This window comes from Sinorhizobium sp. Y406, assembly GCF_058732025.1.
This window is the reverse complement of record NZ_CM178975.1, coordinates 1,785,020-1,796,688: the sequence shown is the minus strand read 5'-3', so window position 1 is coordinate 1,796,688 and position 11,669 is coordinate 1,785,020. Positions and strand designations below refer to the sequence as shown.

At 59.8% G+C, this 11,669-nt stretch carries 10 protein-coding genes and 1 pseudogene; 2 read left to right on the top strand and 9 right to left on the bottom strand.

The features are described from left to right. Positions 1-15 precede the first annotated feature (15 nt). From AC4P1R_RS25285 to AC4P1R_RS25270, 4 genes are read right to left on the bottom strand one after another with little or no spacing between them, the layout of a single operon-like run. Positions 16-1,320: a TRAP transporter large permease gene (locus tag AC4P1R_RS25285; RefSeq protein ID WP_151613160.1), complete on the bottom strand. Its 1,305-nt coding sequence runs from the start codon at positions 1,318-1,320 to the stop codon at positions 16-18. A 52-nt stretch (positions 1,321-1,372) separates the two neighbouring features. After that, a complete protein-coding gene (locus AC4P1R_RS25280) occupies positions 1,373-1,966 on the bottom strand; it encodes a TRAP transporter small permease subunit (RefSeq protein ID WP_151613159.1) in 594 nt (197 codons plus the stop codon). A gap of 1 nt (position 1,967) precedes the next feature. Next, the gene (locus AC4P1R_RS25275) at positions 1,968-2,969 is read right to left on the bottom strand and encodes a TRAP transporter substrate-binding protein (protein ID WP_273361808.1); all 1,002 of its coding nucleotides are present in this window, start codon (positions 2,967-2,969) and stop codon (positions 1,968-1,970) included. Positions 2,970-3,009: 40 nt separating this feature from the next. Continuing rightward, positions 3,010-3,756: an SDR family oxidoreductase gene (locus AC4P1R_RS25270; protein ID WP_273361806.1), complete on the bottom strand. Its 747-nt coding sequence runs from the start codon at positions 3,754-3,756 to the stop codon at positions 3,010-3,012. A 180-nt stretch (positions 3,757-3,936) separates the two neighbouring features. Between AC4P1R_RS25270 and nac the strand changes: the two genes are divergently transcribed. Together nac and AC4P1R_RS25260 are read left to right on the top strand one after the other, a co-directional pair. Beyond that, the gene (nac, locus tag AC4P1R_RS25265; protein WP_273361804.1) at positions 3,937-4,875 is read left to right on the top strand and encodes a nitrogen assimilation transcriptional regulator NAC; all 939 of its coding nucleotides are present in this window, start codon (positions 3,937-3,939) and stop codon (positions 4,873-4,875) included. Positions 4,876-5,003: 128 nt separating this feature from the next. After that, positions 5,004-6,166: pseudogene (locus AC4P1R_RS25260) on the top strand (IS110 family RNA-guided transposase). A 365-nt stretch (positions 6,167-6,531) separates the two neighbouring features. Here the strand turns inward: AC4P1R_RS25260 and AC4P1R_RS25255 are convergent. The 5 genes from AC4P1R_RS25255 to AC4P1R_RS25235 form a co-directional block, all read right to left on the bottom strand. Then, entirely contained in the window at positions 6,532-6,858 is a 327-nt protein-coding gene (locus AC4P1R_RS25255) for a type II toxin-antitoxin system RelE/ParE family toxin (RefSeq protein WP_492178214.1), read from the bottom strand. Continuing rightward, positions 6,855-7,130: a type II toxin-antitoxin system ParD family antitoxin gene (locus tag AC4P1R_RS25250; RefSeq protein WP_020479825.1), complete on the bottom strand. Its 276-nt coding sequence runs from the start codon at positions 7,128-7,130 to the stop codon at positions 6,855-6,857. The genes AC4P1R_RS25255 and AC4P1R_RS25250 overlap by 4 nt, the downstream gene beginning before the upstream one ends. A 249-nt stretch (positions 7,131-7,379) precedes the next feature. Beyond that, positions 7,380-8,093, bottom strand: coding sequence for a transposase (locus AC4P1R_RS25245; RefSeq protein ID WP_492178213.1), 714 nt, complete (start codon positions 8,091-8,093; stop codon positions 7,380-7,382). A 230-nt stretch (positions 8,094-8,323) separates the two neighbouring features. Next, positions 8,324-10,795 (bottom strand): ImcF-related family protein, encoded by a 2,472-nt coding sequence (locus AC4P1R_RS25240; RefSeq protein WP_492178212.1) that lies wholly within the window; start codon positions 10,793-10,795, stop codon positions 8,324-8,326. Continuing rightward, positions 10,792-11,667, bottom strand: a complete 876-nt coding sequence (locus tag AC4P1R_RS25235; RefSeq protein WP_273360905.1) for a M15 family metallopeptidase — start codon at positions 11,665-11,667, stop codon at positions 10,792-10,794. Before AC4P1R_RS25235 ends, AC4P1R_RS25240 begins: the two co-directional genes overlap by 4 nt. Positions 11,668-11,669 lie beyond the last annotated feature (2 nt).

Below are 11,669 nucleotides of genomic sequence, written 5' to 3'. Positions count from 1 at the left end.
TGCAGTCGTGAGCGATTATCCCAAGATCAGGTCCGGCAGGAATGTCACGATCTGCGGAAAGAGTGCAAGGAAGACGACAAAGCCCATCATGATCAGAAGATAGGGCATCGTTACCCGAGCGATATAGCCCGTGCCCCGCCCGGTGATGTTCTGGATCACTGCGAAATTGAATGCGACGGGCGGCGTGATCTGGGCCATCTCGACGACGAGCACGATAAAAACGCCGAACCACACCTTGTCGAAGCCGGCCTGCTCCACGATCGGCAGGACGACCGGCAATGTCGTGGCGATCATCGAGAAGCCTTCGAGGGCGGTGCCGAGGATCAGGTAGAGCACCATCAGTGCGATAATCAGCGTGATCGGTGACAGTTGCCAGGCCGAAACCGTCGCAGCCACCGCATCGGGAATACCGAGCGTCGCGCTGATATTGCCGAGAACGGTTGCACCGAGAATGATGATCCCCATCACAGAACAGGTCTGAACGGCGCCGAGGGCAATGTCGCGCAACACTCCGATCGACAGCGCTTTCTGTGACCAGGAGAGGATGAACGCGCCGAGCACGCCAAGCGCTGCCGCTTCCGTCGGCGTGGCAATGCCGGCATACATTGAGCCCAGCACACAGACGATGAGGAACAGGGCCGGCCCGAGCTCCCTTAGCGCCCCCAGTCGCTGCGAGAATGGCATGTGGCGCAGAGCCCGCTCACTTTCCGGCACGAGATCCTTGCGCATCGCGGTGTGCAGCATGATCCAGGCACTGAACGTCCCGGCGAGCAGCACCCCGGGAATGAACCCGGCCGTAAACAGGCGCAGCACAGATTCCTCCGCCAGCACACCGTAGATGATCATCACAGTGGACGGGGGGATGAGGAAGCCCAGCGTACCGGCTCCGGCGAGGCTGCCGATCGCTATGTCCGGCGAGTAGCCGCGACGCAGCAGTTCGGTCAACGTCATGCGGCCGACGACCTGGGTCGTCGCCGCCGACGACCCGGAAATGGCGGCGAAAATCGAACAACCGACAATGTTCACATGCAGGAGCCGGCCCGGGAGCAATCCCGCCCAGGGAGCCAGGCCGGAGAACAGCGCCTTCGACAACTTGGTGCGGAAGAGAAACTCTCCCATCAGCACGAAGAGCGGCAGGGCGACCAGATCGGGTGTTGTCAGAATATTGAACGCGTATTGCGGCAGCAGCCTGTCCATTGGCGCGGTCAGGAAGAGGTAGCCGAGGCCGAGGGCGGTCGCGAGAAGCGCAACGCCGATCCACGCCCCAATTGCAAGGAAGCCGAATAGAAAAGCAAAAAGGCTGCCCATGATTGCAGTCATGTCGATGTACTCCATGTTGCCGCCCGCCTGGGCATTGGCGGCGAGACGGCATCTATCCCTCGATAGCCGTCGCAGCGCCGAGTTCCGGCCGGTCCACCGGCTGTCCCACGAGACAGCTCAGCGTGCGAGCAATCATCTGCAGCGCCAGGATCAGCGCGCCGAATGCCAGCACGGCCTGAGGGATCCAGAGGGGCGTGAAGCTGTCCTGTGAGACCTCGCCGAAGCGATAGGTTCGCAGCGACAACTGGATCAGCGCGTAGGCCAGGAAAGCCGATACGGCGGAGCCGAGCGCGCTGGAGAAAATTTCGAGCAGACGCGCAAAGCGGCCGTGACCCGCACGCATCAGCATCTCGACCCGGATCTGGAGACCGGCACGCAACGTCATGCCAGCGCCGAGCAGGAAGGACGCACCCATCAGATAGGCGCTATACTCCCAACCGACATGAATGCTGTTCGGAACGACGGGCATAATCTTCGAAAGCGTCGCTACGGCGATTTCGGACAGCACCAGAAGCGTCAAGGCGGCAATACAGCCGGCGGCGATTAGTCCGCCGGCAATCGAGAGCATGTCGGCCGCGCGCTGGAGCGCGGCCACCGGTCCCGTGTGATTTATCGCCCCGAACGCGGATGAAGGCGCCTTCGCCATGTCACTGCGCCTTCATGGAGGCTTTGTACTGCTCGACGAGCGGTGCTGCGTCGGGAACACGCTCCAGAAACTCCTTCTGCAGCGCTTCTGCTCGCGCCACCATCTCGGTCCTCATCTCCGGCGAGATTTCGACGAGCTTCATGCCCTTTTCGGTCATGGCCGTGATGCTGTCCACGTCGCCCTGGCGTGAGACGCCCCAGAATTCGGGTTCGAGGTCGCGCGCCGCCTTCTCGATGGCGGATTGTTGTTCGGCCGGAATCTGGTTCCAGACGTCGAGGTTGATCGTTACCATGTTCGAACCCCACGTGTGGTTCGTAGGATAGATATATTCCAGGAACTCCCAGAACTTGCCATCGACCCCAGAAGTCGCTGATGTCGCAACGCCCTCGACTCGGCCGGAGGCAAGCGCAGGGATGAGCTCGCCCCATGGCATGGCCACACCGGCCAATCCCAGTGCGTTGACAATGTCGACCGTGTTCTTGTCCGCACCACGGACGGGAATGCCCTTGAACCCCTCCAGATTGTCGACTTCCACTTTCAGATAGATGTACTGGGCCGGCGACGGCACCATGTAGAGAATCTTCTGGTTATTCTGCTCCGCGAGCTTCTCGAACACGGGGCGGATGACCGCATGATATTGCTTCAGTTCCTCCATCGAACCGATCAGAAACGGGATACCTTCCACACCGAACAGCGGATTGACGCCGACCTGCTGGGAGATGTTGATGTCGGCCATCTCGACGAGGCCGTCGCGCACGGCCGTGAGTTGGTCCGGACCCTTGAAGCCGAGAGACCCACCCGCCTTGACGGAAATCACCACCTCACCATTGGTTGCCTGCTTCACGGCATCAGCGAACTTCGCCGCGTTGCGCACCATGAAATTGCTTTCGGGCAGAACGTCTGCCAGATTGATACGCATTTCCGCTAGAGCAGGGAATGCGGTAGCAGTAAGAAGCGCCGCAGCGGCGGCGGATTTCAGAAGATTGCGTTTGCTGATGAACATCTTGTGTTCCCCTTGTTTTGATTGGTGCTTTCCGGCTCTGTCAGTCGCCGGATCGCCTTTCGAAATTCAGGCCGCCTGGGACCTGGAACGTTGGAAGAATTTCGATATGACCGATGTTGACGTGCCGCGGAGCAGCGATTGCAAAAGCGATCGCATCGGAAATGTCTTCCGGTTTCAGTGACTCATAACCGTCGTAGAAGCGACGCTGCGCCTCTTCCATGTCGCCAAGAAGTCTGCCGAAAATCTCGGTTTCCACCCGACCCGGACAGATTTCGGTGACGCGAACGCGCTTCCCATAGGCATCGACCCGCAACTGACGCGAAAGCTGGTGAACGGCCGCCTTCGTCGCGTGGTAGATCGTGTTGCCGCCGAAATTGTAGGTTCCTGCAATGGAACTGATGTTGATGATATGGCCGAGGTCGCGCTCGACCATGCCTGGCATCAGCAGCCGGATGAGATGCAGCACCGCCTGGATGTTGACCTCGACCTGCTCGTCGACCGCGAACTCGTCCGCCGTCAAAATATTGCCAGTGCGGGAAACGCCGGCATTGTTGACGAGAACATCAATTTCGAGACCGCCGACCGCAGCGGTGAGCGCCTTGGTGTCCGATATATCGACCACATGCGGGATGCAGCCACATCGCTCGGAAAGGGCGTTCAGACGCTGCGCATTGCGCGCCAGGGCATGAACCGTCAACCCTTCGCGCTGGAGCCGCTCGACGATGACTGCTCCCATGCCGGTGGATGCCCCGGTTACAAGTGCGGTATTATAGTCGGAGAATGCCATTGAGTGCCTGTCCTTCGCATTTTCGCTGAAGGTAAGGCTAAACCTCGCCCATCTCCGTGCAAAAGATCACTTGAATATGGGGTGATCGGTATTTGTTATACTTCCAATAAAACAGGCTGTTGGCATGTTCGTCGGTGACCACGATTGCTATGATGCTTTGGTGTCGGAGGAACTTCGCTGTTGGATACACGCCGCCTACAGGCATTCGTGAAAATCGTCGATATCGGTAGCCTCACACGGGCGTCCGATATCCTGCACGTCGCACAGCCCGCGCTCAGCCAGCAGATCATTGCGCTGGAAAGCCAGTTCGGAAAGAAGCTGTTGATCCGCTCGAAACAGGGGGTCGTGCCGACGGAAGCAGGCCGCGCGCTCTACCGCCACGCACAGATAATCCTGCGTCAGCTCGATCAGGCACAGGCCGACATCAGGTCGTCCGGCAACGTGGTAGCGGGACGCGTATCGGTGGGGCTAGCTCCCTTCAGTACGGCTTCGGTCCTCGCCCTTCCCCTGCTGCAGACCGTTCGCGCGCGTTACCCAAACATTCTCCTCCATATCAACGAGAATTTTGGCGGCGTCATCAGCGAGATGATCATGACCGGAAAGCTCGACGTCGCATTCATCTACGATCCCGGTCCCATTCGCGGGGTGACCTTCGAGCCGCTCTTGAACGAGAACCTCTTCCTGGTCGCACCACGCAGCCGGATCGAATTCCTGAGCGGAAAGGAAGAGATCACGGTTCAGCAACTGGCGGATCTCGAACTGATGCTGCCGACCAACATCCACACGGTAAGGAAGGTCGTCGACACGACCTTCCGACGCGTCGGCCTGGTTCCTAAATTGATTGCCGAGATCGAGTCCTTACCAACCATGGCAAAGGCGATCAGCGCGGGCATGGGCTCGACGATCCTGCCATGGTCGGCCGCCAATGCCACCCGCGATTCCGATGAAGACGTGGCGGTTCTCCGGATCACCAAGCCATTGATGAATGTAAGAATTTCACTTTGCGTCTCGGATCAGTTTCCGCTGTCCGAGCCGGCATTGGCTGTCAACGATATTCTGACCGAATTGGCGCATCTGTTCGCCGCCAGTGACGACGCACAAGGTGTGCAACGGGTGTAGCTTTAATCTTTTGGCATAGATTGCGGGAGCAACGCTGACGAACGGTCGCCTTGAGATCCCATCAGGGGTGAGTAGCGGCCTGCACCGTGGCAGAGTGAGGTCGCTAGAAAACTCTCTGGAGGCCAACCATGCCGATGACAGCAGATCAATCTCAAGCGCAAACCGCTACTCTCGTCGATCTTGGCGCAATTTTCGTCTCGTTGGAATTGAGCAAATCGACCTGGCTGGTGACAGCTCTGTCACCTTGCAGCGAGAAGATTTCCCGACACACCATCACCGGAGGCGACATTGCTGGCCCGTTTTCGTGTTTTGCCGCGCTTCGCCAGAAGGCCAAATGGCGAAAGAACACACTTTACCCAATGGTGGTGATTCAAGAGGCAGGACTGGATGGCTTCTGGCTGGGACGAATGCTGAGCAAGGAAGCTTGGATAGAAACCCACATCGTAGAGGCCGCATCGATTGCCATGCCGCGCCGGCATCGCCGGGCGAAGGACCGTATCGACGGCGAAACGCTGATCCGCGCATTGATGGCATGGAAACGTGGCGAGCCCCGTGCGTGCTCAATGGTCAAACTTCTCTCGCCCGAGGAAGACGACAACCGACGGATTGGACGGGAGCGGAAAACTCTGATTGCGGAACGTGTCTTCCACGTCAATCGCATAAAGGGGCTGCTCTTCACGCAAGGAATTCGGGATTACCAACCTGTCAATCGAGATCGCCGCGAGCGTCTGGACGAGCTTCAGACTGGCGATGGTCGGCCGCTCTCGAAACATTTGAAAGCAGAAATCTGCAGAGAACTCGATCGCCTCGAATTGCTGCTCACACAAATCAAGGCTGTAGAAGCCGAGCGAGATGCCTTGATCGTCCGCGAGACGTCGGAGACACCGAAGGAAGCGACCGCCCTTTTGGGCATCAAGGGAATAGGGCCAGAATTCGCTACTATACTCTACACCGAAGGGCTGTTCCGACACTTCGACAATCGACGCCAAATCGCCTCGTACGCAGGCCTTGCCCCTCCCCCTGGCAAAGCGGTAACGTCAACCGCGAACAGGGTGTATCCAAGGCGGGAAATCCGCGTTTGCGAGCCACCATGGTCGAGCTCGCCTGGCTATGGTTGCGGCATCAACCAAAATCGACGCTGACGTTATGGTTCAAAGAACGCATCGCTCGGAACGCAGGCCGCTTAAAGACCCCAATGATCGTGGCGCTCGCGCGTAAGCTGCTCGTGGCCCTCTGGAAGTATGTGAGCTCCGGCGTCGTGATCGAAGGTGTGATCATGAAAACCGCCTGAAACACAAACTGCTGCGAAACACAGTTTCTAATCCGCAGGGCCTGATCAGCCCTGACGGATCCAGGTGAACGGACCGGGAATCCTTTTGGCCTTTAAATGCCGATCTTGAGTTTGGTCCCGTTCTCCTGAGCCCGTGCCCGTCGAATGCGGGATAATGGTGCAGCCGCGTGAGAGCGGCGACCGGATGTGAGGTTGTATAGGCCCGGGAACGGGCCGGTATTGCTATGGGCTCAGACCGCGGATCCGCTCACCCAGGAGAAATTCGATGCCACTCGGATGAACAATTGACAAAAGACCTGATGTGAGTGGATTCGAACCGCAGCCCCACAATCTTTCAAGGCCCCACGGCTGCGGAAAAGTTGCATTCAATGATTATCTGGCTCCTGCATCCCCTGCGGAATGTCGCGTTTGGCATGAAGCACACGCCAGACGTCGACATGATCTGGCTGGTCACGATAAAAGATTAGATAGGGATATCGCTTCAGCGAAACGCTCCGCAGATCAGGCAACCCCAACTCGTATGCATAACGCAATGATCCGGCCTCCGGATGGCTTGCGATCAGATCATAAGCATCTTCAAGGGCGTCGATGAAGCCGGGAGCGACTTCGGATCCAGCTTCGCGAGCATAGTAATCGACGGCTGCCTCGACATCACTGCGAGCAAGCTCTCGGGGAATAATCGATTTATTCACTTGCTGTGCCGACCACGTGCTCGATCGCGAAGACTGCTGAAGTAATGCCCGTCGACCGGTTCGGACCGTGCGGACGATGCTCCGTCAAGCAGAAGCCGGCGCAGAACAAGACGGTCCTGATCTCGACGGATCAGTTCGCGGATATACTCGCTGCTCGTCCCGTAGCCCCGCCCCGCAACCTGCTCATCGACGAAGCTCTTCAAGTGGTCCGGTAGAGAAATGTTCATCGTGCCCATACGAGAGACCATAACGGCAATGGCAAAAATTGGCAAGAATGGATCGCTTTCCCATTTAACTCCTACGCCGCAGGGAAGACGGGAAGCCGTAGCACGTTCCCGTTGATCCATTATGCGATCTCCTGTAACGGGCGTTGCGTGAATCCCTTGTGCACTTAATCCCTCGCCGAGTGCTTGCTTCTGTCCGCAGTCGGAGCTTTGCCGCTGCTCTATGGGGTCTGCTGAGGACCGGTTGGCCAATCTTTTAGAGGCGCAGTCACCGCGTGCTGCTGATCGCATAGCGGCCTAACCCATCCGGCGAAGGGACCTTGCTGCGGAGGGCCCCGTCCGAAAGCCTGTCTTGTAGTCCCTCCGATCAAGCCGCCAGGGCTGGCGCTGCCTTATGAGCAATGAAGTTGGTCCTGTCCCTGAGCAGGCAATGCAACACCACCGCCAGCTTGCGGGCCAGCGCCACGCGCGCCTTCTGGGACCGGCACGCCTTGCGACCGCCAATGCCCAGCCCTTCAGATCGGAACCTTTGACCGGTCGCGTCAGGATGACGTTGGCCGCCTCGTAGAGCGCGGTCCGCACGCTGCCATCGCCGATCTTCGAGATGCGACCGCTATGATCGGTTTCGCCCGATTGATACTTCTTCGGCGTCAATCCGAAGTGCGGCCCCACCGCGCCGGATGAGCCGAATCGCTCCGACGCATCGACGGCCGCCACAAACGTCAGCGCCACCAGGACACCAACGCCGGGCGTCGTCATCAACCGCTGTGCGTGGCGGGCGATGGCGCGCAGCTTGCGCTCAAAACCTGCAAATTCATGCACAAGCGCGTCGCGCACCTTCAATAGTGCCGTCCCGATCGCCTCCAGGGTCGAATGGCCGGCAATCAGTTCGCGCATGCGCCCCGCGTAAGTGCGCCGCGTCGTCGCCCCTACCTTCAGGCCGAAGCTGTAGAGGGACAATCTGGATGAGATCACATCTTGGCTGTCGCGCTGCAGGGCCCATTCGCGCAAGTAAGGAATCTGCTAGGAAGTCACCCGCGGCAGCAGACGGATTGCGGGTTGCCGACGGGAGGTCGGGATTGCTGCCCCAGCCGAGTTGAGTCAGATTGGTCGGATGCCACGACCCGATTTTGAGAGCACCGTTTCCGTCAACCTGCTTCACCCGGACCGCGGGAACGCCGTGTTCTCCGCAATCCTCGAGCGTGATCCAAGCCGGACCGCATGTCTCAGGAAACCCGAGGTTAGAGAGCGAGTGGGCAGGTTAGGCCCCGCAGCAGTGCACGCGCAGCTATGGGATTTGCGGGTTTGGTGAAAGACATCTGAAGATAGGCCCGGGCGCCCTTCCCACGCACATCAATCAGGAAGCGTCGGCCGCCCTCACGCGGCCGCAAACGTGTTCCGTCCAGGAACCGCAAAAGCCCCCACGGACCGCGTGCGCTCTTCTTCTCGACCACCGTGCCGTTGTCGAAGGAAATCTCGAAGCCGCGCGTGGGCGAGGGCCCTGGCCAGGTCAACTTGACCGCGTCCCCGGACGTGACGACCGGAGCATGAGCACCACCGATCGAGATGGTTGCCGCTCCTCTTTGAGCGAGTGCCTCCAGCGTTACCGGAGCGTGAGGAGTCGCCCCCTGCTCGAAAAGAGCGTCGCCCACGGCAAGCGCTTTTTGGAAAAAGGCAGCGCTTTCCGGTGTGTAGCCGGAAAGACGCGCTTCCGGCTTCCAGCGCCACGGGGTCGTCGACGTGTCCATCAATTGCGCCAATTGCGCACGATAATAGCTCCCCACAGAGCCGTTCGGCGCGAAAATTCGAGCCACCGCGGAAAGATCCGCGTCGGGGCCATCAAAGAAGGGGTACCGGCCATTCACGGTCGCCCGACAGGCGGTCGCGATCTCGGCCCCCCACGGTGTCTGTGGTCTTGACTGTGGGACAGGATCCGCAGGAGCTTCGGGCTCTCTTGGCGCAACCGTCTGGGCAATCACATCCTCGACGATCTGCACCACAAGAAGGGGGGCTTGCTGCAATGCTACAATCGAGTTGGCGCGCTCCTGCGCGTCCATGAGGGATTTCTTTCCAGGCTCGGCGTCTGCATCGAGAACCGAGAGGGCGACATTCAACGATACGAAGAGATGGGTGATTTCCGACATCCGCCCCTGTTCGACGAACTGTATGGCCGGTCCCAATGCGGCTGCAATGCGAAGCTGGTTGGCGTGGCTCCGGTTGCGGTCGGTGCCGCCGGACTGGCGCCAGGCCTCCCGAATAAGCGCCGCAAGCGGCGAATTGCTAGCGCTCAGCGCACCGCTGATTATTACGGCGGTGGGTTGATCGGAGAACGGCCGGACGCGAAGGTCACCCAAGTAGCGCGACCATTCCTCCAATGTGTGTTTTTGAAGAAGATCCATTACGGCCTCGGTCGTCGTCGTGCCCTTAGCCGTGAGAAGCGTTGCAGCCTCCGAAATTGCCCGCCGGATCGCCTGCTTTGCGCCGCCTGACCGCGCATAATTCCATCCAGCCTCCGTATAGATGCCCTGGATCTCACGTTCGATCGCCAGACCTGAACTGTGGATCAAAATCGCGTCAAGGCCAGGGATAGCGTTGTTAAAGGACCATGACGGGAGTGCTGCCGCTTCCTCGCCGCGCGTCAGTTCCAGCAAGGCGCGCTCGCTCGCCGAGCCTTCAGAAGCGAACTGGCGGGCCTGGGCAATCGTCTCGGGATCCGGAGATGGAATGGCGGGCGTGGCCTTGGACATAGCGGCAACATGGTCGGCGAGATATGCCAGTTCGGGGAAGGTCCGGGCCCGATCGACGACCCACCCCGCCAGAAAGCGTGGCTGCCAGTCCGAGGTTCCCTTCAGTATCGACCATGCCCGCAGGGAATCGTAAAGCGCATTCGCCTCCCCTTCCGTGGCCAGGGCAATCCCAAGTGCCTCGGCGAGAGGCTCCGCAATAAGTGCGTTCGCCGCCTCGCTGTAGCGGCGGTGCGCAGTTGCACCGGGATCTACGCTCTCGAGATAACGAACAAGGCCGAGCGGTGACCTGTCAGCGTCCTGCTCAATGAGGCGAACCGCTGCGGCGAAGGCATCGAGCTGGGCCGCGCGCGCGGAAGGGGTTGCAGTGATGCCCGCTTCGATGACCTGGTCCACGTCAGGCAATTGCGCCAACAGCTGCTCGCGAAACCGCCACTCGGCCCATATTGCCCAAGCCGCCATTATCGAGAAGAAGCAGGCGACCGCAAAGTAAACCAGGCCGCGATCTGCCCGCGTTCTATGCTTCTCACCGGCCGAATGGGCAGCTTGAACAGCTTCATTGCAGTGGCCGAGGAAACGGGCGAGATCACGCCGCGCCGGACCGCCTCGCGCCGCCTCGGCCGCCCGTTCGGCGAGACGTCTTGGGTCAAAGCGACTGATCGGAAGCGCGGCCGCCAGCGCCCGCTCCCATCGTCGAACTGGCAGCGCCGGATTATTGCGTGCACGGGCATCAAGCAAAGTGACGAGCGCGTCGCGTGCATCCAGAAGCCAGTCCGGCGGAACGTTCTTGCGACGCGCTTCGGTCTCGAACGCAGCCACGAGTGTGCGGCAAGTTGCGGCCAACTCATTCGGGTCGGGCCGTTTTTCGCTTTCGGCCCGCTTTGCCAGGGCAAGCAGTGGCTGTGCCAGTGCAGGAAGAATGTCCGCTCGCATTCCTTCGTGACCGGGAGATCGGGTAAGGTCTTTCACAGCTTGCCCTCCGCGGCCCATTTGCGAAGCAGCGCTTCGCCGACCTCGAAATGCATGGAATCTTCGCGACTATAGCCCGCACCCCAGTACCAGCCGGCATCGTTGAAAAACTCTGCGAGCACCACAAGTCCGAATTGCGTGCTGCCATCCCCCATCCTGTCGAGGTCCTTCTTGAGCGTCAGGTCGACGGCGGCCCCCCAAGCGTGCGAGGATACGGACTTTGCAGAACCACGCACGTAGCGCGCGCAAAGCGCACCAGCTGTCCCGATCGCAGCGTAGATGTCCGGCTCCTCCTTTTTCAGGCGCTCCAACACCTGGCTCAGCGATTCGAGCGCAGGCCTGATCATCGTCAGGCGGAAGTTCCCGAAATTGCGGGTCTCCAGGGTTCTCACCAATTTCGCATTGGTGACCGGCTGGCAGCTCGTGGAATAGGTGGTTCGCGGCTCGCCAAGGATTTCGCGGAGCACCCCCGGCTTCGGACGGACGATGCCGTCGTTAAAGCGCTTCTTTGCCAACTGCATCGGTTCAGTCAGGTTTTCGGTTTCCTGTGGCGGCGCCATGCCACCGAATTGGTCCACCGAGAATGACTGTTCGGTGTCAGGTTGGTCGAGCGGCGGCACTTCCTGGGTGGGCGGAACGGGTTCAGGGCGGGGAGCCGACGCCAGTTCTGAAAGCTCTCTCTTGAGAGCGCTCAGTTCGGCACGCAGCGCCTGAATTTCTCCTTCCTGTTTGGCAAGCTGTTGCGCGAGTCGGTCGATTCTTGCCTCATTCGGATTCGGCTCTGTGTTGCGAAGCAGGTCTGCGACGAACGCAAAGGTCGCCGCAGCAAGAATGATGCTCATGCCAATGACGACGGCCGCGATCGGGTTCAATG